This window comes from Chryseobacterium populi (genome assembly GCF_000282115.1).
Taxonomy (GTDB): Bacteria; Bacteroidota; Bacteroidia; order Flavobacteriales; family Weeksellaceae; genus Chryseobacterium; species Chryseobacterium populi.
The window spans coordinates 1-24432 of sequence record NZ_AKJY01000037.1 but is presented as its reverse complement, the minus strand read 5'-3'; the positions used below and the strand labels follow the sequence as shown (position 1 = coordinate 24432).

Sequence of the window (24432 nt, the reverse complement as noted above, 5' to 3'; positions counted from 1 at the left end):
TTTTTCCGCTTTTTTCTATAGTAATGTATAATTTCTTATATCGAACTCACGTTAAAATAATAGCGGTGGCTGAAAATGATTCTTCTCTGCTGCATATCCATGATATTGAAGATCTGCCGGCTTATACCATTAATGAGATTCAGAATTTTTTTGAAGAATATAAAAAATTAGAAGGGAAAACAGTACAGGTATTTGGTTTCAAAAATAAGAAAGAAGCTTTCACTTGTATTGAAGAAAGTTTAATGATATATATCAAAGAAATCAAACAAAATATTTAACTGGGTTCTTTTCTGTGTATCTTAGTAATACATCGGCATTGTGTAAGAATAAATGAATCATACTTTTGAATGGATGAGTAGCAATCATTTTTTTTGTTTTTCGGTTTCTTTTTTCTTTTTATTAAAATAACCTCTCAGTAAAAAATTATTCTTAGCCGCAGATTCTATTTCCCTCAATTCACCGACACCTTTTTCAATATTAATGATTATAGAATCTACAGAATTCCCGAGTTTAGAATTGTTTGTAAGTTTCGATAATACATTCTCATCATTATTTATTTTCGAAGTAAATTGAGTAAGATCATCAGAGCTTTTTTCAAGATTGATCAGTGTCTTTTCTATTGAAAGAGCTAAAGAATCGTTGGAAGATAATTGAGAAAACACATTGTTTTTATCATTTAGTTTTTTTGTGAACATACTGATTTCATGGGAGCTGTTCCGCAGATTAGAAATGCTGCTTTCAATATTATCTGACCATTTCTTATCGGTAAATATTTTTGATGCAGTTCCATTTTTATTATTCAGAACGGATGTGAATTTTACCAGTTCTTGAGAGCTTAATTGCAAATTTTCTATGGTTCTGTCAATTCTCGAGGCGAAATCTTTATTGGCCATTATTTTTGTCAATAAGCTATTCTTGTTATTCATATTACCGCTGAATTCAACGAGCTCGTCAGTAATTGCTTTGGCGTTGTCGGTGCTTTGTTTTACACTCGAGAGTATATCATCTATCTCAATTGTTCTATAAGAGGTAATTATGTCATTATCCTTCACTATGATGTTAGATTGGGGGCCGGGAGTAATAATAAGGATTTTATCACCCATTAATCCGTCTGATGCAATGCTGGCAACTGCGTCAGTTTTAATGTATTTCTGAACATCCTTTCTGATTAATAACTTTACCAAAACCAATGAATCTGAAATAAAATCTATTTTGCTGACCGTTCCTATGTTGATTCCGGAAAGTCGGACATTACTGCCTTGCTTTAATCCGCTGACGTTTTTAAATTCTGAGCGAAGAACGAAATTAGAGCCAAATAAATTTCTGTTGACACCAATAAAGTAGATGGTTGCTATGAAAAGAAGGATGCCAGCGGTGACAAAAATTCCCAATTTCCAGTTGTTTGATGACTCGTTGTTCATGACTGAATTATTTATTTCTCAAAAAAAGATCTTACCCAATTGTCGGCATTATTCTCTATGCCTTTATAGCTGCCTTCAGCTTTAATTAGACCGTCCTTAAGGACGATGACTCTGTCACCGGTATATTTTGCGCAGGTTAAATCGTGTGTTATAATAATGGATGAGGTATTGTATTTTAGTTTGATATTTCGAATGAGCCCGATAATTTCACGAGCTGTGATGGTATCAAGGCCTCCGGTCGGCTCATCATATATGATAATTTCCGGTTTAATGATTAGTGCTCTTGCCAGCCCGATTCTCTTTCTCATTCCTCCTGAGAGTTCTGCCGGCAATAGGTCAATCGCTTCCTCCAGTCCTACGTTTTGTAACGCTTCTTTAACAGCTGTTTCTATTTCCTGTTCGGTAAGCATTTTATTATTGTGCTGCAATGTAAAAACTAAATTTTCCCTGACCGTCATTGAATCATATAATGCCCCATTTTGGAATAAAAAACCAATTTTCATTCGGATCCGGTTGAGTCCTTCCTCATCCAATTTTGTTATATCCTTTCCTGATATAAATATTTCTCCTTTATCAACTTTGGTGAGACCTACAAGACATTTAACAGTAACAGACTTCCCTGAGCCCGATTTTCCTAAAATGACCAGGTTTTCTCCTCTTTTAATGGTAAAGCTGATGCCATTCAGTACCTTATTACTGCCATATGATTTGTAAACATTTTTAAATTCTATCAATTTTTTGCAGTTTTGTAATTCATTATGCTTGGCTGTAAATTTTTCCCTATTTTCCATTATAATTCAAAAAATAAGTCGGTTATCTGTACTGCAATAAGATCAATGATAAAAATGATCAATGATGCTGAAACTACGGCTGAATTTGCCGCTTTTCCTACACTTTTAGTTCCCCCCGAAGCATTAAATCCTTCATAACAACCAATAATTCCAATAAAAAATCCGAAAAAGAACGTTTTAATGACAGCCGGTAAAATGTCTTCATATTCTAGCGATTGAAATACATGGGAGAAATAATGTTCAATATTGCTTTCACTATGCATATTGATGCCGACAAAGCCGCCCATAATCCCAATCAGATCGGCATATAGTACTAAAACAGGAATCATTAATGTTGTAGCAAGAGTTCTGGTTACTACCAGATACCGATAAGGATTGATGGCTGAAACCTCCATGGCATCAATTTGTTCTGTGACTTTCATAGAACCCAGTTCTGCTCCAATTCCTGACGAAACTCTTCCTGCACAAATCAAAGCCGTAATTACCGGTGCAATTTCCCTTATTAATGACAGTGAAACCATACCGGGTATCATAGATTCTGCACCGAACCTTGCCATAGCCGGACGTGACTGTATAGTAAGGACCAATCCCATGATAAAAGCTGTTATCGTTACTAATGGCAATGACTGGTAACCAACAACAAAACACTGCCGTATAAACTCTTTAAACTCAAATCCCGGTTTGAAAATTTCTTTAAAAAAGTGCAGGGAGAATAAAACTGTATTGCCTGCGATGCTAAGGTAATTTTTAAAATAGGTTTTCACGATGTTGCATTTAAAATATTCCAGTGTCTTTTGTTTATGATCAATATGATTGAGCCGATCGACAAAACCGGTGGCTTGCAATGCTTAGAAAATGGGCACAGACCTAATAGCTATAAATCATACTCATAATCTACTTCTAACTTATTTTTTACATCCTGTATACCAGGCGTTTTCCAGGCAATACGGCCAGCTTCCTCCTTTTGATGCCAGGTGTGTACCGTCCCTGTTAATGTGGCAGTTGTTCCGGATACGGATACGCTAATTTCACTATTATCGATCGAACTTCTGTCAAGTGCCCTTTCAATATCACTCTTTTCAACAGTGTTCCGGATTTCGGGGTTAATGATAATATTATTGTAAATACCTTTGACGCCGGGAAGATACTTGACGGCATTTTCTGTAATTTCCCTTAAGTACTCCCAAGATACTTCACCATCCAGATCTATCCATCCATCTTCTACTTTTACTGTTATTTTTTCTTGTGGAATAAATGAGTTTGCATTAAATGCAGCTATAATTTCACTGGCGATTTCGACATCGGTTTTTGACCGGGGATCCGGTAATCTGACTTCGATATCTTCTACCAAAACCTTTACCCCTAAAACATTTTTTGCGGCATGCTCAGCCTGGAGTTTTTTTGCATAACAGTCCACGTTACCTGTAAGGGAAACGATTCCGTTATTTACAATAACACCAATTTCTGCTGAATGCAGCAAAGGCTCCCATAGAATGGCATCCTGAACATCTTTTTGTAATTCTGCATTTGTTTTCATTTCAATCTTTTTGGATTAATAAATTGTTTAAAGTTTGCTAATTGGAAGAATTTTATAATTACATCAAATTCTTATATCATTTTTTAATTAATTGATTTTCAGGCGATTTTATTCTGATGTGCAAGTTTGATAACAGTCTAAGCAACATCAATAAGCCTCATTATATCGCAGCATCAAAACCATCCTTTTTAATTCTGTTGCTCAAAGCCTATTCCTGCCAACTGCTTGCTATATAAGTGGAACTGCAGGCATTGAAAAATACTGCGCATATAAATGATGTAAAAATGATAAGCTTGTTATATTGTATTTTTTCATGGCAATGCTTTATATTAATTCATCCCAAAGGTCACTAACCTGCATGAGAAATAATATGACAGGTATCACTGCGAAAAATGATCCTGATCAGTTCATCAATTCAACCTTTTGAATGCATAAAATTTGAACTCGATTTACTTATAGTAAGCATTTGGAGAGCTTTGATAAAAAATAGATTAAAGTATAGCGATATCATTTTTTTTAGTGATGGCAGTCATTATTTGACAGTATGTTAATTTGGAAATTTGTGGCATAAACTTCAGGTTATGAAAGCTTTTTTAACATTCACCATTATTCTTTGCTTTACATTAATCACACAAGCTCAGGATTTGAAAACAACGAACGAGATTACTTCTTTACTTAAAGACAATGTTACTCTCTCAAAGCTGCATTATCCCCAATCGGTTATTAGATTTTATGCCGGAAATAATTATGAATATGCGTGGATAACCGCAGAGAAATCAGATCAGTCTGAAACTGCAATGTTACTGTTGGAATATTCCTATCGATTTGGTCTGTCTTTATCTGATTATCATTGGGATGCCATTTCTCTTCAGAAATTAAGAAAGTTGCGGGGTACTTCTGTTGAAGAGAATCAAAGGGAGAAAGCTGAGTTCGATATTCTGATGACGGACGCTCTTATCACCTTCATCAATAACATGCATTTAGGAAAATACAACCCTTTATACAAATCATCATATATTGATTCCAATGATATTAATGGATTTCGATCCGACGATATACTGCTGAATGCAAGACAGCAGACAGATTTTCTTAAGACAATCCTTAAGGTTCAGCCTAAAATAAAAGAATACACGGACTTCCAGAGCTATTTAAATACACTCTATGAGGAAGATGACTGTATAGCTCCACAAAGGGAATCTGAAAAAATCATCATCAATATGGAGCGTTTACGATGGATTGATACGAATGATACTTCCTATATTCTGGTAAATATTCCTTCCTATACATTGAAACTTTATCACCGGGATGATGTGTTTGATTTTAAAGTGATTATAGGAAAGCCAACCACTAAAACACCAGTTTTGAGGAGCAGTATTAATTATTTTACAACTGCGCCTGACTGGAAGGTCCCTCAAAGTATTTTTGTAAAAGAGATGCTGCCTAAAATCTTAAAAAGTCCTCAATATTTAGAGAACCATCATTATTCAGTTTATGATAAAAACGGGAGTCAAGTTGAAATAAGTTCATCGAAACTAAAAGAGATCCGTCAAAATCCCTATCGATATAGTGTAAGACAGTCATCCGGTTGTGATAATGCATTGGGAGCGGTGGTTTTTAGATTTGAAAACTCTTATGGAATATATCTCCATGATACTTCTCAGAAACAATTGTTCAATAAAGATGAAAGAGCTTTAAGTCACGGGTGCATTCGTGTTGAGAATGCTAAAGAGCTCGCAGCTCTCATGTTAAAAAACGATGATTCTGCAAACAGGATTCCTGTTTTGGAAAATGCAATGTCAGAGTATAAAAGGAAAGATTTCGTTCTAAAGCAACCTGTTCCGATTATTATAACCTATCTGACCTGTCTTATAATGGATGGAAAGCCTGTATTATATAAAGATATCTATCATTTAGATGATTCATTAGAAAATATGTTTAACCAAAACAAATAATCAGATTATGAGAACGATTTTAGTTGCCACAGACTACTCAAAGCCAGCGAGGAATGCCGCTTTTTATGCACTGCATTTGGCCAATGCCCTGAAGTCCAATATTGATTTATGTCATGCCTTTGGATTACCTATTGAAAGTCCTATGCTTGGGCAGACTGCCTGGTCACTGTATGAATACCCGGCTTTACAGGAAGAAAATACAAAGGAACTTAAAAAGTTGGCAAAGGTGCTGGAAGACAGAGAAAAAGTTGTATGGGGAAATGAGGTCTTTCCATTTCATCCTTCAATATATTATGAATGTGAGGGAGGAGACGCCGTTCATGTGATCAACAATATGGCAGCCGATAAAAAGCCGCTACTGATTGTTATGGGCATGAAGGGAGCAGGGGTGCTTACACGTTTCTTTTTTGGAAGTAACAGTCTTAAAATGATTGATAACACCCAATATCCACTCCTTTTAATTCCCCAAAACCATAAATATAATGGATTGAACAAAATAGCTTTTGCCACAGATCTTAATAAAAAAGATATAAAAACAGCTCAATTATTAATTGAATTTGCCAAATACTTTGATGCTGAGCTTTTAATTACCCATATTATCCAGAGTGATAATGATGTGATCCAGGATGTTGATTATGAGCATAAAAAAGAGGTGTTTCTAAAGAACCTGAATGGTAAAATTTGCTACAACTGCATATACAGTGAAAATATAGATTATGGTTTGGAAATATTAAAACATAAAGACGTCGATATGCTTGTGATGGGACATCATGACAAAAGTTTTTTCAAAAGACTATTTCTTGGTAGTCATGCCACGAGACAGGCTTCCGAATTAGAAATTCCATTATTAACCATTCCTGAAAATGGTCATGTTCATTTTTGAATATTTGAAATTAATTGTTAAAAAAGCTGTCTAAAATACAGTGAATGTTGAATATGCGAATGTTTTTCATAGTTCGTGTATGTTTTTTATGCTAAAATTTATAACTTTATATAGCTGCATAATACGATAACTATGGAAAGTGCCAAACTGTTACAAGCCATTATTGAAACGGCTATTGACGGTATTATAACCATTGATGACACAGGGATAATAGCAAGCCTGAATCCTTCTGCACTAAAAATATTTGGCTACAAAGAAGAAGAATTAATCGGAAAAAATATTTCAGTATTAATGCCGGAACCAGACAGGAGCCGGCATGATAGTTATTTACTCAATTATCAGAATACCGGCGAAAAAAAAATCATTGGAAAAGGAAGAGAAGTAAAAGGATTAAGAAAAAATGGTACACAATTTCCTTTCAGGCTTGCAGTAAGTGAGGTTCAGTTCCAGGAAAGAATTATTTACACAGGATTTATCCATGATCTTTCCAAAGAAAAAGAAGCGGAAGAGTTTCTTAAAAATTATACTTTGGAGCTGGAAGAATTAGTCGAAAACCGTACAAAATCGTTAAAAAAAATGCTTCGTGAGTTGGAAGAAGCGAAGGAAGAGGCGAATGTATCTCTGGAAAAAGAAAAAGAGCTGAACCGTATGAAAAGCCGTTTCGTATCTATGGCATCTCATGAATTTCGTACTCCCTTAAGTTCTATGCAGCTGTCTGTTATTTTGATAGAGAAATACCTTCAGGTTTCGGACAGTCTCCAGATTGTAAAGCACCTTCATAAAATAAAGACAGCTATTGGGAGTCTGAACGGCATTCTCAATGATTTTCTTTCATTGGAAAAGCTGGAAGCAGGGATTGTACATCCCAATCACTGCCTATTTGATGTTATCAAGTTTTCAGAAGAACTTACGGAAGAAATGCAGCTTATCACCAAAGAAGACCAAATCATAATTTACCAACACACAGGATCAGAAAGTGAAATAAATTTAGATCAAAATTTATTGAAGAATTGTCTGATGAACCTGATGAGTAATGCTATAAAATATTCCGGAGAACATACATTGATTGAATTTTCCACAGAAATAAAAGAAAATCAATACATATTTTCAGTAAAGGACAATGGAATAGGGATACCTGAAGATGATCATTCTGCTCTTTTTCAGCCATTTTTCCGCGCTCATAATACCGGAAATATTCCCGGAACCGGCTTAGGTTTGAATATTGTGCAACGCTATGTCGGTCTTATGGATGGGAAAATACATTTTGAAAGCATATTCGGTAAAGGAACTGAGTTTACTTTATCATTTCCTAAAAATTTATAATAATATTCCAATTGAGTTGAGATGAAAAAAATACAGATACTGATCATAGAGGATAATAAGGACATTCGTGAAAGTACTTCTGAGATCCTTGAACTTGCCAACTACGAAGTATATCAGGCTTCTAACGGTAAACAGGGCATAGATCTGGCCATAAAATATATTCCGGATATCATACTGTGTGATATCATGATGCCGGAGCTTGACGGCTATGGTGTACTGCATCTTCTGAGTAAAAGAGAAGATACTGCGCTTATTCCTTTTATTTTCATAACGGCAAAAGCAGACAGGATTGAAATAAGGAAAGGGATAGAAATGGGGGCAGATGATTATCTTACCAAACCTTATGATGATATAGAACTTTTGAATGCCATAGAAAGCCGTCTGAAAAAAAGGGAACGACAGAGAAATATGTATAGTTCCAATCTTACTCAAATCACCAATTTATTTCAGGCATCACATGGACTTGAAGAATTGCAGAAAGCGTTTAATGAAAGGAAAATTAAGTCTTATAAAAAAAAGCAGGTGATATATTATGAAGGAGATGCAGCAAGCACGGTATATTTAATGATATCCGGTTCTGTAAAAACAACAAAAATGACAGAAGATGGGAAGGAATTTATGACAGGAGTATATGGCGCTGAAGATTATTTTGGCATTACTTCATTATTTGCTGGAAAGGAATACAAAGAAACTGCAGAAGTTCTGGAAGAGGCCACCCTATGCTCAGTTCCCAGAGAGGTTATCGACCAATTGTTTTACAAATATCCTGATGTAGCAGAAAAATTTATTAAAATTCTTGCCGGAAATGTTATCAGCCATGAGGAGCAGCTATTGCAGCTTGCCTATTTTTCAGTAAGAAAAAGAATGGCAGAGGTACTGCTTAAACTGCATGGTAAATATAGGGATACTGAAAATTTTGAGATCTCAAGGGAAAACCTTGCTTCCATGGCAGGAATGGCTATTGAAACGGTAAGCAGAATTCTAAGTGATTTTAAAGAAGAAAATTTAATAGATAGAAATGCGGGCAGGATTACGATACTGGACGTTTCACGTCTTCAAAAATTAAAAAACTAATATCTGTCACTTTTTATAATGATTTTATACATTGAATAGTTCTATTGGGTTCTATACATTTGATTATTCAAAAGGCATTATGAAAGTGATAGTTTATAATATAAATCAGAAAGAAAAAGAGATTCTTGCGTTGGCTAATCGTAAAACACACAAGATTACCATCATAACAGATCCTTTGAATGAAACTACAGTTCATTTTGCAGAGGCAAAAGATGCTGTCATTACCATCAATCAGGAAAATCAACTTTCACATAGTTTTATCCTGAAACTTATTTCATTGGGAATACCATACCTCATTTTAAAATCGATGGAAGAGTTTTTTATTGATTTATCCATTATTAAAAATTCTGGAATACAATACAAAATTATTAAATGCTCAGATCCAAGACTTGCTGCTTCCCTGATTATTGAAACCTTAGATAATTGGGGAAATAGTGACCAGGATCATGTGAAATTCTAACTGAAATCATGGGCTGAATGCTGTTCACATAATACCTTTGGAGTATTAAACTAAAATAATTTTATTATGAAAACTTTAGAAAAAACCAGTCAATCTCCAACGGCTCGTGTAATAGAAGAGTTCTGGAATAAGGATGGATTTTTAGATGAATCAATGAAAATGGAGCCTTCCATTAATATCATTGACAGGAATGGTGTCTATAAGATCAAAGTATCAGCTCCGGGCTTTAAGAAAAAAGATTTTAAGGTAGCTGTGGAGGACGGATCACTTATTATCAGTGCTGAAAAAAGTATAGAGAAAAAAGAAGAAAAGGAAAATTTTGTAAGAAAAGAATTTTCTGCTTTCTCATTTTCCCGCAGTTTCCGTTTACCGGAAAACATTACTTTAGGGCATATAAAATCCAATTATAAAAACGGATTATTAAATATTACAATCAGTAAAACTAATCTGGATAAAAGAGAGGTAAAAGAGATTAAAATACGTTGATTTTTTTCACTATTAATTTATAAAACCTGTTGTTCAATTGAAAAATGTAATCTAATGTCTTATGGTCAAGACCGTTCTCAAATGAGCAACAGGATAAAAATAAAGAGATGAATACTATGATTATAAAATCCCTTGGAGGAGCGGGGACAGTTACCGGATCTAAGCATTTGCTAAAAACCTCGGAGCTTACCATATTAATTGATTGTGGGTTGTTTCAAGGGGTAAAGGCGCTTCGTGAACAAAACTGGGAATCTTTAAGTATCGATTTAGCAGAAATAGATATTGTCATTCTTACCCACGCCCATCTGGATCATTGCGGGTATATTCCTCTTCTTGTAAAAAACGGATTTAAAGGTAAAGTTTACATGACTGAACCCACGAAGGAACTGGCCAAATTAATCTTACTTGACAGTGCAAAATTACAGGAAGAGGATGCAGAAAAAGCAAACTATCATCATTACAGTAAGCATAATCCTGCAAAACCCCTATACACGATAAATGATACTGAAAAATCTTTTAAACAATTTTTTACTGTTAAGGAAAATACCTGCATACAATTAAGTAATAACATAGAGTGCAGATTTCAGCCCTGTGGTCATATCATTGGAGCTTGTTCAGTAGAAATTGTATGTTTTGATAAAACAATAATTTTTTCAGGAGATATAGGGCGTAGCCACAGTGCTATTCTTCCACCACCTGATTTTTTCACCAAAGCTGATTTTTTGGTGATGGAATCAACTTACGGAGACAGGCTTCATGATAATACCAATTTGTATGATAGTTTAGAGCATTGGATCAATATTACTGTTAAAAACCACGGAAATGTAATTATTCCGAGTTTTGCTGTTGGCAGAGCACAGGAGCTTATTTATATTCTTTATCGGCTCAAGGAACAAAACAGAATACCCCGTACCCTTCCGATAATAATGGATAGCCCTATGGCAGCTTCAGCCACTGATATTATGGTTGAATATGCTGAATATACTACTGTCGATAAAGAAAAGTGGCTGGAGATTATTGAGACTATTCATATTAACAGAGAATATGCAAATACTGCGGAAATCGTTTATGATAAACAAAGTAAAATAATTATTGCAGGAAGTGGTATGTTGACAGGAGGACGTGTACTTGAATATTTAAAACATGATATAGGAAACAGCCGGAATACAGTGTTGATTGTTGGATTTCAGGCAGAAGGTACTCGCGGAAGGGCCTTGCTTAATGAATCGTACGAATTAAAAATTCACGGAAAATATTATCCAGTGAAGGCAAATATTGTTGAATTAACAGGGCTCTCTGCCCATGCTGACCAATCTGAACTGATAGAATGGATAAAAAAATATAAGAATCCGCCTCAGCAGATCATGCTGGTTCATGGTGAGCCCTCCGCATTGGAAGCATTACGGGTAAAAATCCAGACAGATTTGAAAATACCGGTTAAAATTTTGATAAAAGATATGGAAGTGGTGTGTTGAGATAGAGATGATATTGTTTAATTAATCTAAAATTTATTCCATGGAAGTTAATATGCCGCCAACATTATTATTTGCAGATTTATTTTAGATCGTAAAAAACATAGCAATCGATGCTGTAGCCATAAAGAAAAAAGTTGCCTATAATAAACTTTTTGAAAGCCACCTGCTTTTGAATTCTCCCATAATACGTTCACTTGCAGATATCCGGATAATCAGAAACAAGAGGGGGACTGCTGCTATACCATTGAGAACTGCGGTGTAAACAAGGGCTTTCAAGGGGTTATCCCAATAAAATTCATACACAGGCCAATAAGTGTGGAAATAATAATTACCATATAAAAGCCTTTTGCTTTTGTAAATTTCAGATCTAAACTGGAATTCCAGTTGAGAGCTTCTGGAACAGTATAAGATGCTGATCCTGAAATAACTAGCACTGCAAGCAATCCTGGCCCAATGATTCCATTGGCAAATATGATTTTTGATATCAGCTCTGAATTTGGAAATGACTGTACTAAAGGCCCTAAAGCCTTTGCTGCATCAGCCGCAGTATTAATATCCGTTATATGAGCACTATGCAGAACGGTTCCTCCAACCAATATAAAATACACCATGTTGTAAATTCAGAGATAATCATGCCTATATTATTATCTTTTCTCATTGCATGAATATGACACCACCCGATGCTGGGTCTTCCATCGTGCATCAGACCTCTTTTATTTTCTTCTTCCACTTCCTGAGATGCCTGCCAAAAAAACATATAAGGTGTAATAGTTGTCCCAAAAACTCCGGTGATTATGGAAAGAAAATTGAAAGAAAATTCAAGATGAGGAATTTAGTATTTCTTTCCATGGCTGGTCAATAATGAAAGCTGTAAGAGGGTAGGCAAGAAGAGATAATGCCAACATTTAAGAACTTTTGAATACACCCGATAACTGGTAAAAATCTCTAAAGTAAGTATACTAACAGTAAAAAACAGCATTAGTGTAATAATATCAGAAGGAATAATTAATTGTGTAGCAGCTGCCATAGCTCCGATATCCGCTCCAATATTGATCGTATTAGCAATGACAACCAATCCTAATCCTACAGAGCTATAGAGTATTTTTTTTGCTGTAATGTTCTTTGATAGCTCCTGTAAGCCCTTTACCCGTAACCATTCCTATTCTTGCACAGGCTTCCTGTACGGCAATCATAAATGGAAGCATATAAAGAGCTGTCCATAATTGACCATAACCAAACTGAGCTCCTGTTTGAGAATAGGTAGCAATACCCGAAGGATCGTCATCAGCAGCCCCGTTGTTAGTCCGGGACCTAGAAGACCAAAGAATTTTTTAATTTTTTTTGTTTGATTTTCAATATTATCTTTGACAGACATTGCTAATTTGTTTTTCAATACAGTATACTATTAATTGATCATATTTTTTGTATGAAACCCGGCTCACTGAAATAGATAATCTTTGAGAATTAAAAAAGACTTTTCAAATAACTGGAAAGTCTTTTTAATTCTTATTTACAGTACATTTTTTTCAAAGAAAGCTGTTAGTTACAGTAGGAAATTCTTGGGTTTGTACTACTTCCGCATGGAAACTGATATTTGACTTGCAGATATTTAGGAGTGGGATTATCCGTGACTTCCAATGGAGCCATTGATTGTCCGTTATAGGAAGGCATGGTAATTTGCGCAGCGGAACCGTTGCCTAAAGCCACATTTTTAGCATTGGCATTGCCGTTAAAGCTGTAATCCATCATGGCATCCAAAAGACGATATACCCCATAATAGTCCAATGCATCAAAAGCTTTACGTGAACTTGGCAAAACGTGATCAGTTACGTAATTGTATCCGTTAACAGTAGATGATTTAAAGTAGATAAAATCTTTTTCAGTATTAGAAATATTAATATTTTTAAAGATATCTATTGCTATCCTGTGATCGTTTACATCATCTTCATCATAAACCTGGGTAATCATTTTGGTATTGGCAGGAAAACTCTGTAATTGCTGTTGAGTAGCTAATGAACTGTTCCAGTTAAAAGAATACCATGGAGCCATAGTGAAAAGAAAACGTCCGTTTTGCCCCCAACCTTTTTCCGTAAACGCTTTATAGGCAAGATCAATGGTTGCTCCGCCGCCAAAAGAATGTCCCATGAATCCTACTTTCTGAGTATCAATAATATTGGGATAATCTGTGGCCGCTTTTACGAAGCCTTCCCAAAGGGTTTGGTAACGATGATCAATACTGATATCGATTGTACGGTAAGGTACAAATACTACAACATAACCCTTCTTTGCGATAAAGTTATACAACTCTATATTATAATCTTTATCCTCACCGCCAAACGGGTGTGAAAAGAATATAGTAGGTCTGGGAGAAGTAATTCCTTTAGGATAGAAAACAGAAACCTGTGTTCCAGCGTACTGTGGATTATTAAAATCAATTTCAGCCACTTCATAGCTTCCATCTGCACCATATCCAGATACTGGTTTTTGTATAGGTCCCTGAAAAGTACCACTAACGCTAGGTGTAGGGGTGTCCTCATTATCGCTGGTACTCTGAAAACATGCTGAAGTAGTAATAAAAATAATCATCGCCCATGGATATAATAGTTTTTTCATTTTCTTTTTTCTTTTAAATTTTGAACCATCTGATCTTTAATCTCCTGATACTTTTTGTATTGTTCCGTATCAAGAATTTGGCTGAGGGCATCAGATTTTTCTTTCTGTAAGGCTTTCAGTTTTTTGAATTTAGAGAGCTTATCTTTATTACTCTGAATAATAGGTTCATTTTTTTTGGCATATTGAAGGTTAAGCTCAGAAACCTGCTGAATTTGTGAAGTATTCAGAGCCAGTTTAGTTGTCATCCATTCCGTCTGCATCTTTGCACGCTGTTCCGGAGTATTGTCCTTTAATTTTTTTGCCTGTGCCGATACATTTATAAATGGCATGCATAGAAATGCCATTACAAAAAACGGCCAGTGTTTTTTTTGTTTTAAAAGCATCTTGGAAAATTTTAATTTTTAATGAAACAAATGTAGCAATACCCACTATTTACTTTAATAGAAAAAAAGGTGAACCGGCTAAATTTAAAGGTGAAATCACTGATCCAGCCACTTTCTAAAATCCATGGCTTTTGCTTTGCTGATAATTATCTGCTCCTGCGGTAACGGATGTATTTTCACAAGCAGTCTTCCGTTAAAAAAATATTCTACGGTATCTACAGCCGTTTTATTGATAATGAATTGGCGGTTTGCCCTGAAAAAGAAGGAAGGATTAAGTTCACGTTCCAGCTGTTCCAGTGTAAATTCCACTACATATTGCCTGCCATCAGCCAGATATGCATACACTATTTCATTAGCCGTGTAAAACCAATTGATTTTAGCCGTTTCTATCGGGATAAGTCTTCCACAATAATGGATCAGAAATGATTTTTTATATTGTTTTGTAGCATGCTGAAGCTCATGCAGCAAAGACTTTGTTTTAGACTGTTCGTTTTTTACTTCAGCAGCAATAAGAGTATTGTATTTGAGTAAAGTCCGTAGTATTTCTTCCCTGTCAAAAGGTTTTAAAACATAATCAATGCCATTGTTCCGAAAGGCGTCCATAGCATAATCATTATAGGCGGTTACAAAAATGACAGGTTTTGAGATTTTCGTTCTGCTGAAGATTTCAAATGATAGCCCATCTGAAAGCCGGATATCTGAAAATATCAGATCATAAGTATTATTGTTCGTTTCGAACCAGTCTACTGCTTCAGCTATACTCTGTAATGTTATAATAATCTTAACCTCAGGATTGATCTCTTGTAGAATATATTCCAGATTTCTTGCAGTAGCAGCTTCATCTTCAATAATTACGATATGTAAATTCTGTGTCATAATAAAGGAAGTTTTACTGTGAAATATTGCTCCGTTTGAAGGATTTCTATTTCCTGACGAAATTGCAGCCTGTATCTTTCATTCAGGTTGACAAGACCAAGCCCGGTTCCTTCTGCCTCATTCATGGTAAGCTGGAGGTTGTTTCTGATAACAAGCCATTTATTTTCTTCATAAATTTCTACTATTAAAGGAGATGAATCTGTAGCTTTGTTATGTTTAATAGCATTTTCCACCAGAGGTTGCAGCGATAAATGAAGAAGCTCTTTGTTTAAATTCTTTTCGTTAATAGTAATCTGCATCTGAAAGGTATTTTCCAACCGCATTTTTACCAGCTGAATATAGGATTTTAATTGCTCAAGCTCTTTCTCAAGAGTTACCAGATCATTTCCTGAACGGAGCAGGGTATATCTGAAAATTTTGGAAAGATGATGAATATAATTTTGGGCTAAAGGCGGATTTTCTCTGACAATAGCAGAAAGACTGCTTAATGTATTGAAAAGAAAATGCGGGTTTAGTTGTTCCTGGAGAAGTTGCAGTTGAGCCTGAAGGTAGGAGTTGTTAAGCTGTTCATTGATAAGGTCTTTATTTCTGCTTTCACGCATCAGAAGAATAAGACGGATTACTACGGCAATCATGATACTGCTGAGCAAAAACCGGGCAAAATATCCCCTTATTCTGCCTCCCGGAAACTGGAGAATGCCAAACCACACAGAATGGATTAGGCTTCCCAATATAATAGCTGCTACAACCACTACAGTATTAAATGTGTAAAATTTCCAATATCGTTTATTTTCTCTAAACCCACTAAAAAATTTACCATTAGAAAGATTAAGATAAAACAAGACGAGACAGAACATCAGATTGTAGATAAACTGAAAACCATACTCCCAAATATTGAACTGCCAGTAACGGGCAATAATCCCATCGCTATTAAGAGCCATCAGTTTTGCTGAATTGACGACAAGTGTGATTAGCAGAGCACTGTAAATATATATTTTTCTCTCGTTCTTGATCATTCATACAAAGAAAGTAAAATATTAAAACCGATACTAAAACAAATCGATAAAGCTGGAAAACTTAAGGGTGAAATAGTGAGATCCGGATATTGGACTATACAATTCAAAGATCCAGTTTATTTGTTATTTTACAGTATGTTATTAAATCGGGTGGTAAAAATATCTTTCGAAACACTCATTAATCAAAGATTTTGAGACATAAAAAGAACTGGTCGGCTTGATCCATTCATCTGTAAATACAAATTTATTGATTTTAAATAATTTCAGTGATTTGATTTTTATTTTAAAATCATTTTTCTGCCTAAAGTTAAAATCAGTTTCTCTTCTGGAAAATATTATTTTTCGGTATAAAAATGAATTGCCCCGTCATAGTTCCTAAAATCACCTACTTGCATATTAACCTTAGTATGAATGCTTCGTACCTGAATATACATAGTGATTCTCTATATTATTCTGATTGACATAATTTTATATTTTTTTCCCTTGCTTGAAAAATTTGAGATAGAAAATAAAGAATATGAAACTAAAGATTATATTTAATTATTTCCAAATTTTTTAGATATGTAAAAGAACTTAGTTTTTGTTCTAGTGATTTTATGAGACGAATAGAAAAACTTAAAATTCGTCTTCCCAGTGATTTTAAAAATTAGCAATACGACCCAATTGTTCAATGTTGATTAATTGTATTTTGCGTCCTTCAATTTTGATAAAATTATCTTGTTTAAAATCATTGAGAATACGGGCTAAGGTTTCTCTTGCGGTCCCCACCATATTGGCCAGATCAATTCGGGATAATGTGATAAAAACATTTTCTTTGGACTCGTTAGATGCATATTTATCATGAAGGATCAATAAGCTGAGAGCGGCTCGTTCTCTAACGGTTCTATGTGATAAGACCGCCATGAGATTAGCCATGACACTAAACTCGTGACTAAGGGATTTTAATAAGAGTCTTGAAAAAACTGGTGACTGATTAAGGATATTTAAAAAATCATCTTTTGAAATAAATGAGATGACAGAATTTTCAAGGGTTAATGTGGTATCTCCATAAGTCTCATTACTCAAAATAGCAGAGTATCCGAAAAATTCACCCGAACTGTAAATGTAAATGATTTGCTCTCTTCCATCATTGTCTACCTTGTACTTTTTTATTTTACCTTCGTTTAAATAGTAAATACCGGTGGGCTTTGTACCGTCTGTAAATATAGCTTCATGATTACGGTAATTTTTACTTTTCATTGCAGTAATGAGTAAGTTTTTATCATACTCAGGAAGCTCGTTAAAAAGATATTGATTATTAAAAATAAATTTTGAAACCATAATTTTTACTTCTTAAATATTGAAAAAGAACTCAAAATTTAACTTAAATCACATTTTAAGCCTACATAAATCACCAAGTTATCTTTCTAAACAGATTATTTTTGCAAAAGTAAGAAAATTGCTCTTGAAATGTGAAAGAAAGTCTTTTTAAGAGATGAACTGAATGTAATGAAGAGAAGTTAGAGATAAATTATTATATAACGAATTTTTAAGTATACTGGATAAATAAAAATATGTACCCTTCATATACATATTGATATAGCTAAATTTTTTACCTTTTATTTATCCAGTTATTTTTTATTGAAAATAACAAATAATGAGTAATGTTTACGATAATATCCTTGGCCTGATAGGAAACACTCCTATGGTGAAGCTAAATACTGTTACAAAAGATATTCCTGCAACCGTTTATGCCAAGCTAGAATCATATAATCCTGGACATTCCACTAAAGATAGAATTGCACTTCATATTATAGATAACGCCGAAAAAAAAGGTTTATTAAAAGAAGATTCTGTAGTTGTAGAAACTACTTCCGGTAACACCGGATTTTCTATTGCAATGGTTTGTATCCTTAAAGGATATAAATGTATACTTGCTGTAAGTGACAAGACTAAGCCGGAAAAAATAGCTTATCTGAAAGCACTTGGAGCTACAGTTTACATATGCCCTGCCAATGTACCTGCAGATGATCCCAGATCTTACTATGAAGTTGCTAAAAGAATCGCTTCAGAGACACCAAATTCAGTTTACATCAATCAGTATTTTAATGAATTAAATATTGATGCACACTACCAAACCACAGGACCTGAAATTTGGGAACAGACAGAAGGTAAAATTACTCACCTTTTTGCCTGCACTGGAACGGGTGGAACTTTATCGGGATCAGCAAAATTTTTAAATGAAAAAAATCCTGATATCAAAGTGATAGGTGTAGATGCCGATGGCTCTATTCTTAAAAGTTATCATGAAACCGGTGAAATTCAAAAAGAAGATGTTCACCCTTATCAGATCGAAGGAATGGGAAAAAACTTAATTCCTTCCGCCCTTCTTTTTGACAAAATAGATGAATTTGTAAGGGTAAATGACGAGATGTCTGCTTACAGAACCCGAGAAATAGCTTTAAAAGAAGCTATTATGGGTGGGTATACTACAGGAGCAGTTACTCAGGCATTGATGCAATATGCACAATCTCACGAGTTTTCTGAAAACGATATCGTGGTTCTAATATATCCGGATCATGGATCAAGATACATTACCAAAGTGTACAGTGACAAATGGATGGCAAAACAGGGTTTTATCAACAACAGTGTTCATAATTACGATGAATTTTTCCAATTATAATTAATTAAATAAAAGGAAAATCGTGTAACAGATATGGAGGTATCTATTGTAACAGTCGAAATAGGGTAGATATGTTTAGACATAGAGGAAAAAACAGGACTTATTTTCATAATATTAAATTAGCATCACTTCTTTCCTTTGTTGCAGGGACAGTCAATATTGTAGGGGTATTATCAATTAAAATATTAACTACAAACATTACAGGGCATTTTGCTTTTTTTTCCGAGGAAGTAGTATTGAAGGATTATTATGATGCAGCACTCTACCTTTTATTTATCGGATGTTTTTTAGGGGGAGCTTTCAGTTCCAGCCTTCTGGTAGAATTTATATCCCGTTTCAGAAAATTCCAATCTCATTTTATTCCCTTATTAATAGAAATTTTTATTTTGGGTTTCATAGGACTATCTGCCGATTTTAAAATAATAATCAGTCCCAATATGATTGCCTGCCTTTTACTTTTTGCAATGGGGCTACAGAATTCTTTAGTAACAAGAGTATCTCAGTCCGTTGTAAGAACAACACATTTAACAGGAATCTTTACTGACTTGGGAATAGAAATGTCCAAATTATTTTTTTACGGAAACGCGATTTCGTACAGCCAGCTTAAAAAAAGCATTATGTTAAAAATTGTAATTGTATTATGTTTTTTTTCTGGAGGGGTAATAGGCGGCTTTACTTATGAAGTTTTTCATATAAAGACATTATTGTTTTCTGTCGGAATACTTTTCTTTGTGATCTGGTATGATAGGTTATTATATAAATATTATGTATTGAAAAGAAAATTAAGATGAATTAATCTGTTTGCAAAAATTAAATGTATATTTCTGTGAAAGCTGGTTCTGGCTAATTTTCATATTGAAAGATGTTAATATATCAGTACTGGTCTCTGAGATCTCAGCCGTATTGTTTGTTCTATTATTGAGAGCTAATGATGTATCAAGAATTAGGGATTCAATTGTTGTATAAGCCGCAGAAATAAAAAGTTTTTTATTTTTACTTTGAAAGCTATAGAATTGGTCTATCAACGAATGCCTTATCATATTTTTGGTTACATGAACATAAGGGAAAACAAAAATATTCCTTCTTGAATTAGAAAATAAGATCGAATATAGACAAGTAGAATTATTAGAACGGTGTTCATTGAAAAGGGAGGAAAAAGAGAACATATATATTTCCTGTTTTTTATAATCATTAAATGAGAACTTCTTATGGGTCCCATAAACACAACGCTGTTTCCTTTTATGTAATAAGTCTGATCTTCAAGAGTAATGGTTAGGTCATCAAGTGTAAACAAAATACAAAAATATTTTAATGTATTAAAATCTGATTTTCCTTGTTTTTTTGATAATATAGCTTAACGGATTAATACTGAATCCTGTTTTAGTAAGTTCTTTTTGTATATGTATCATCGATATTGATTCGGGATTAAAATAATGAAAAATTTTTATTAAAGTAAGTTATTTTGATTACCCAAAAGTTTGACTTAAATCAAATTTTACAAAGAGATAGATCATAAAAATTTATTGATAAAGAGGGTACTTTTGCTCGAAAGTAAAAAACTGATCTTGAAATGAATCATTTAGAAAGTTTAAAGGAGGTTGGAATTCTATCTGCAAAAGAGATTTTTTGGAATCTATCAGAAGCACAGTTAATTTCACAAACCTTAAGGAAAGGACAGGGTATTATAACAGACTCAGGAGCACTGGCTTGTGATACCGGTGAGTTTACGGGACGTTCCCCAAAAGATAAATATGTAGTCTTGGATGATAAGACTCAGGATTCCGTTTGGTGGGGGGATATAAACCATTCTTTTTTGCCTGAAGATTTTGATAGATTATACAATCGTGTAGTGGAACACCTTTCACAAAGTGATCTTTATGTTAAAGATGTTTATGCGTGTGCAAAATCTGAATATCGTTTAAATATAAGAGTTGTCACGGAAAACCCATGGCAAAGCTTATTTGCCAATAACTTGTTTTTAAGACTGAATGAAAAAGAGCTTGAATCATTTAAGCACGAATGGCTTATTCTTACTGCCCCAAGTTTCAAGGCTGTTCCGGAAACTGATAAGACCCGTCAGCATAACTTTACCATTATCAACTTTACAAAAAAAATCATTCTTATTGGAGGAAGTGCTTATACGGGTGAAATTAAAAAAGGCATTTTTACGGTATTGAATTATATTCTTCCCCATGAGAAAGAGATCCTATCTATGCACTGTTCTGCCAATATTGGCGAGAATGGAGATACCTCCGTGTTTTTCGGGCTCTCAGGAACGGGGAAAACGACACTTTCAGCGGATCCGTCCAGAAAATTAATTGGGGATGATGAGCATGGATGGGATCATGAAAATGTTTTTAATTTTGAAGGGGGATGTTACGCTAAATGTGTGAATTTAAGCCAAGAGAAAGAGCCTCAGATTTTTTCGGCAATTCGTCAGGGTACCTTGCTTGAAAATGTACGTTTTTTTGAGGGAACAGATATTGTTAATTATGATGATACTTCCGTAACTGAAAACACAAGGGCTGCTTATCCGATCGATTTTATAGATAACGCTATCCATCCTTCTGTTGGCGGTGTTCCCAATAATATCTTTTTTTTGACGTGCGATGCTTTTGGTGTATTGCCTCCGATTTCAAAATTAACAACAGGCCAGGCGATGTATCATTTTATTTCTGGATATACGGCAAAAGTAGCTGGAACCGAAGCGGGGATTACTGAACCACAGACCACGTTTTCCGCATGCTTCGGAAAACCTTTTCTTCCCCTTCATCCTACAAAATATGCTGAACTTTTAGGAAAAAAGCTAAATGAGAATAAAGTAAACGTGTGGCTTATTAATACAGGTTGGTCTGGAGGCTCTTATGGAGTAGGGGAACGTATAAAGCTGTCATACACGAGAGCTATGATCACTGCAGTATTAGAAAATAAATTAGAAAATGTTGATTTCATCAGTGATGATGTCTTTGGACTTCAAATGCCGGTACAGTGTGAAGGAGTTCCTTCTGAAATCTTACATCCAAAAAATACTTGGACAGACTCTTCTCAATATGATCAAAAGGCTATCCATCTTGCTACTCAGTTTATGGAGAATTTTAAAGAGTTTGAGTCTTTTGCTAATAATGAAATTATAGAGGGAGGTCCTGTCCAAAAAAATAAATAAATCAAAATAAAGAACAAATAGAAATGGAAATTCCTGAAAATCTTTTGTATACAGAAGACCATGAATGGGTGAAAATAGAAAATGATATGGCATATATTGGAATCACAGATTTTGCACAACATGAATTGGGTGATATTGTATATGTTGAAATCGAAACGCTTGGAGAAAAGTTGCAGCAGCATGACGTATTTGGAACCGTTGAAGCAGTGAAAACAGTATCCGATCTTTTCTTGCCGATTGCCGGTGAAGTAATGGAAATCAATCCGAAGTTGGAATCAAATCCTGAATTAGTCAATTCTGATCCTTATGGAGAAGGATGGATGATTAAAATGAAAGTCAATAATCTAGCAGACACTGAAGGACTTTTGACCGCCAAGTCATACACGTCGTTAATAGGGTTATCATAGTATGGAAACAGTAAAAATCAAGAAAACGCCATTTAATGCAATCCATCATCTTTTGGGAGCGAAAATGGTCGATTTTGGCGGCTATGAAATGCCTGTTCAATACAAGGGTATAAACCATGAACATGAAATTGTAAGAAATAAGGTGGGGGTATTTGATGTTTCTCATATGGGAGAAATTCTAATACAGGGAAAAGAAGCCTTATCATTAATTCAGAAGATTACGTCCAATGATGCTTCAAAACTTTTTCCGGGAAAGGTACAATACAGCTGTATGCCTAATGATACCGGAGGAATAGTTGATGATCTTTTAGTGTATATGATCGGTCAGGACGATTATTTATTGGTCGTCAATGCATCAAATATAGAAAAAGACTTAAGCTGGATCCAGGGACAGAATTCCTTTGATGCGCAAGTTAGTAATATTTCAGATTTTATTTCATTATTAGCGGTTCAGGGACCCAAAGCAGAACAGGTCTTACAAAAATTAACAGATATCAGTTTGAAAGATATGGAATATTATACGTTTACTATCGGTGAATTAGCGCATATTCCTAATGCTTTACTGTCTGCCACTGGATATACTGGGGCAGGAGGATTTGAAATATATGTGGAAAACAGATATGCAGCACACATATGGGAAGCTCTTTTTGAAGCTGGAAAAGAAGAAGGAATAGAACCCATTGGTTTAGGAGCCAGAGATACATTACGGTTGGAAATGGGCTACTGTTTGTATGGGAATGATATTGATGATTATACTTCTCCTTTAGAAGCTGGGCTAGGCTGGATTACTAAATTTAATAAAGACTTTGTTCATAGAGGATTCTTAAAAATTCAAAAAGAAAAAGGAGTATCCAAAAAGTTAGTAGGGTTTGAAATTGAAGATAAGGGAATTCCCCGTCATGGCTATGAAATTTGGAATGGGAATCATGAAATTATAGGAGCCGTTACTTCCGGAACTATGTCACCGACCCTTAAAAAAGCGATTGGAATGGGATACATCTCCGTTGAAAATTCGGCTGTAGGAAATGAAATTTTTATTAATATTAGAAATAAACCAACTAAAGCAATAATTGTGGCTCTTCCATTTATTAATGTAAAATAGCTTGCCTCTTATAATATCAATTTTTCAAATGGTTGGATCTTGCTTATTTTACTCGTGATTGGTAAAATAATTTCTTAATCTGGGAGGCATATAATTGAATGATAGAATGATTTTTGAATACCTTAAATTAAATATAGATATTGATGACAATGCTTTTAATGAAATATATCCTGAACATATAAAAGCTTTGTCACAACGTCATTGGACTCCTGTTGCTGTTGCTAAGATGGCTGCTAAATATTTAGTTGATGATACCAATAGAAGAGTCTTGGATATTGGATCCGGAGCGGGTAAATTTTGTCTTGTGGGAGCAGCTTCTACAGATGGTATATTTTATGGAATTGAGCAAAGAGCATCTCTAACTAAAATATCAAAAAAAATAGCTGATAAACACAATATAAATAATGTTGATTTTATTAATGTAAATATAAAAGAAATCTCTTTTTTAGAGTACGAAGCATTCTATTTTTTTAATTCTTTTTATGAAAATATAGATACTTCTTGCTCCATTGATGATACAATTATTCATGATAGAGATTTATATTACGATTATTCGTCGTATGTGAGGGAACAGCTTGACGCAACACCTATTGGAACGAAACTGGTTACTTATTGGAGTAAATGGGACGAAATTCCCAACAGTTTTACTTTAGTTGATACCGCTTGCAATAAGTTATTGAATTTTTGGGAAAAGGTATTTTGAGAGGAAGATAAGGAGTCGAAAAATTCACCGGTAAACACAGCCTTTTCTGTAAATTGAAAAAAGAGAATGACAATATTGAGAAACTTGATTTGTCAACAGAATACA

The 24432-nt window shown here is 34.4% G+C and carries 26 protein-coding genes; 14 read left to right on the top strand and 12 right to left on the bottom strand.

Annotated elements, in window-relative coordinates:
- The coding region (locus tag PMI13_RS11105; RefSeq protein ID WP_007843665.1) for an inorganic diphosphatase at positions 1-278 on the top strand (278 nt) is incomplete at its 5' end.
- Positions 279-362: 84 nt separating this feature from the next.
- Here PMI13_RS11105 and PMI13_RS20645 read toward each other — a convergent pair.
- From PMI13_RS20645 to PMI13_RS11085, 4 genes are all read right to left on the bottom strand, one after another.
- A complete protein-coding gene (locus PMI13_RS20645) occupies positions 363-1421 on the bottom strand; it encodes an MlaD family protein (RefSeq protein ID WP_007843663.1) in 1059 nt (352 codons plus the stop codon).
- 11 nt (positions 1422-1432) lie between these two features.
- Positions 1433-2212, bottom strand: coding sequence for an ABC transporter ATP-binding protein (locus tag PMI13_RS11095; protein WP_007843662.1), 780 nt, complete (start codon positions 2210-2212; stop codon positions 1433-1435).
- Positions 2212-2976 (bottom strand): MlaE family ABC transporter permease, encoded by a 765-nt coding sequence (locus tag PMI13_RS11090; protein ID WP_007843660.1) that lies wholly within the window; start codon positions 2974-2976, stop codon positions 2212-2214. The genes PMI13_RS11095 and PMI13_RS11090 overlap by 1 nt, the downstream gene beginning before the upstream one ends.
- A gap of 110 nt (positions 2977-3086) precedes the next feature.
- Positions 3087-3749: a BON domain-containing protein gene (locus tag PMI13_RS11085; protein WP_007843658.1), complete on the bottom strand. Its 663-nt coding sequence runs from the start codon at positions 3747-3749 to the stop codon at positions 3087-3089.
- Between the two features lie 581 nt (positions 3750-4330).
- Between PMI13_RS11085 and PMI13_RS11080 the strand changes: the two genes are divergently transcribed.
- The 7 genes from PMI13_RS11080 (at position 4331) to PMI13_RS11050 (ending at position 11402) form a co-directional block, all read left to right on the top strand.
- Positions 4331-5701 carry a L,D-transpeptidase family protein gene (locus PMI13_RS11080; protein ID WP_007843657.1) on the top strand — a complete coding sequence of 457 codons (1371 nt, stop codon included), beginning with the start codon at positions 4331-4333 and terminating at the stop codon, positions 5699-5701.
- A gap of 7 nt (positions 5702-5708) precedes the next feature.
- Complete coding sequence (locus PMI13_RS11075) at positions 5709-6584, top strand: universal stress protein (protein ID WP_007843656.1); 876 nt, start codon at positions 5709-5711, stop codon at positions 6582-6584.
- A gap of 132 nt (positions 6585-6716) precedes the next feature.
- The gene (locus PMI13_RS11070; protein WP_007843655.1) at positions 6717-7907 is read left to right on the top strand and encodes a PAS domain-containing sensor histidine kinase; all 1191 of its coding nucleotides are present in this window, start codon (positions 6717-6719) and stop codon (positions 7905-7907) included.
- A 21-nt stretch (positions 7908-7928) separates the two neighbouring features.
- The gene (locus PMI13_RS11065) at positions 7929-8981 is read left to right on the top strand and encodes a response regulator (protein ID WP_007843654.1); all 1053 of its coding nucleotides are present in this window, start codon (positions 7929-7931) and stop codon (positions 8979-8981) included.
- Positions 8982-9060: 79 nt separating this feature from the next.
- The gene (locus PMI13_RS11060; RefSeq protein ID WP_051957082.1) at positions 9061-9441 is read left to right on the top strand and encodes a Rossmann-fold NAD(P)-binding domain-containing protein; all 381 of its coding nucleotides are present in this window, start codon (positions 9061-9063) and stop codon (positions 9439-9441) included.
- Between the two features lie 66 nt (positions 9442-9507).
- Entirely contained in the window at positions 9508-9927 is a 420-nt protein-coding gene (locus tag PMI13_RS11055; RefSeq protein WP_007843652.1) for an Hsp20/alpha crystallin family protein, read from the top strand.
- 107 nt (positions 9928-10034) lie between these two features.
- Positions 10035-11402, top strand: a complete 1368-nt coding sequence (locus tag PMI13_RS11050) for an MBL fold metallo-hydrolase RNA specificity domain-containing protein (RefSeq protein ID WP_007843650.1) — start codon at positions 10035-10037, stop codon at positions 11400-11402.
- Positions 11403-11674: 272 nt separating this feature from the next.
- On the opposite strand, the gene PMI13_RS21565 is transcribed toward PMI13_RS11050, so the two are convergent.
- The 8 genes from PMI13_RS21565 to PMI13_RS11020 all read right to left on the bottom strand — a co-directional run bounded on the left by PMI13_RS21565 (position 11675) and on the right by PMI13_RS11020 (position 17610).
- The gene (locus PMI13_RS21565) at positions 11675-12013 is read right to left on the bottom strand and encodes a divalent metal cation transporter (RefSeq protein ID WP_007843648.1); all 339 of its coding nucleotides are present in this window, start codon (positions 12011-12013) and stop codon (positions 11675-11677) included.
- Positions 11962-12159 carry a hypothetical protein gene (locus tag PMI13_RS21685; protein WP_262483289.1) on the bottom strand — a complete coding sequence of 66 codons (198 nt, stop codon included), beginning with the start codon at positions 12157-12159 and terminating at the stop codon, positions 11962-11964. The genes PMI13_RS21565 and PMI13_RS21685 overlap by 52 nt, the downstream gene beginning before the upstream one ends.
- Before the next feature lie 334 nt (positions 12160-12493).
- Positions 12494-12670, bottom strand: a complete 177-nt coding sequence (locus PMI13_RS21560; RefSeq protein ID WP_238536303.1) for a divalent metal cation transporter — start codon at positions 12668-12670, stop codon at positions 12494-12496.
- A gap of 271 nt (positions 12671-12941) precedes the next feature.
- Positions 12942-14015, bottom strand: coding sequence for an alpha/beta hydrolase (locus tag PMI13_RS11040; protein ID WP_007843643.1), 1074 nt, complete (start codon positions 14013-14015; stop codon positions 12942-12944).
- Positions 14012-14398, bottom strand: a complete 387-nt coding sequence (locus tag PMI13_RS11035) for a hypothetical protein (protein ID WP_007843641.1) — start codon at positions 14396-14398, stop codon at positions 14012-14014. The genes PMI13_RS11040 and PMI13_RS11035 overlap by 4 nt, the downstream gene beginning before the upstream one ends.
- A 96-nt stretch (positions 14399-14494) precedes the next feature.
- Positions 14495-15274 (bottom strand): LytR/AlgR family response regulator transcription factor, encoded by a 780-nt coding sequence (locus PMI13_RS11030; protein WP_007843639.1) that lies wholly within the window; start codon positions 15272-15274, stop codon positions 14495-14497.
- Entirely contained in the window at positions 15271-16290 is a 1020-nt protein-coding gene (locus PMI13_RS11025; protein WP_007843638.1) for a sensor histidine kinase, read from the bottom strand. The genes PMI13_RS11030 and PMI13_RS11025 overlap by 4 nt, the downstream gene beginning before the upstream one ends.
- A gap of 639 nt (positions 16291-16929) precedes the next feature.
- A complete protein-coding gene (locus tag PMI13_RS11020) occupies positions 16930-17610 on the bottom strand; it encodes a Crp/Fnr family transcriptional regulator (RefSeq protein WP_007843637.1) in 681 nt (226 codons plus the stop codon).
- A 316-nt stretch (positions 17611-17926) separates the two neighbouring features.
- On the opposite strand from PMI13_RS11020, the gene PMI13_RS11015 reads away from it, so the two are divergent.
- The 6 genes from PMI13_RS11015 to PMI13_RS10985 all read left to right on the top strand — a co-directional run bounded on the left by PMI13_RS11015 (position 17927) and on the right by PMI13_RS10985 (position 24327).
- Complete coding sequence (locus PMI13_RS11015) at positions 17927-18952, top strand: PLP-dependent cysteine synthase family protein (RefSeq protein ID WP_007843636.1); 1026 nt, start codon at positions 17927-17929, stop codon at positions 18950-18952.
- Between the two features lie 71 nt (positions 18953-19023).
- Positions 19024-19743 (top strand): YoaK family protein, encoded by a 720-nt coding sequence (locus PMI13_RS11010; RefSeq protein ID WP_007843635.1) that lies wholly within the window; start codon positions 19024-19026, stop codon positions 19741-19743.
- 779 nt (positions 19744-20522) lie between these two features.
- Entirely contained in the window at positions 20523-22115 is a 1593-nt protein-coding gene (gene pckA / locus PMI13_RS11000; protein ID WP_007843631.1) for a phosphoenolpyruvate carboxykinase (ATP), read from the top strand.
- Between the two features lie 23 nt (positions 22116-22138).
- Complete coding sequence (gene gcvH, locus PMI13_RS10995; RefSeq protein ID WP_007843629.1) at positions 22139-22522, top strand: glycine cleavage system protein GcvH; 384 nt, start codon at positions 22139-22141, stop codon at positions 22520-22522.
- Position 22523: 1 nt separating this feature from the next.
- Positions 22524-23624: a glycine cleavage system aminomethyltransferase GcvT gene (gcvT, locus tag PMI13_RS10990; RefSeq protein ID WP_007843626.1), complete on the top strand. Its 1101-nt coding sequence runs from the start codon at positions 22524-22526 to the stop codon at positions 23622-23624.
- A gap of 106 nt (positions 23625-23730) precedes the next feature.
- Complete coding sequence (locus PMI13_RS10985; protein WP_007843625.1) at positions 23731-24327, top strand: class I SAM-dependent methyltransferase; 597 nt, start codon at positions 23731-23733, stop codon at positions 24325-24327.
- Positions 24328-24432 lie beyond the last annotated feature (105 nt).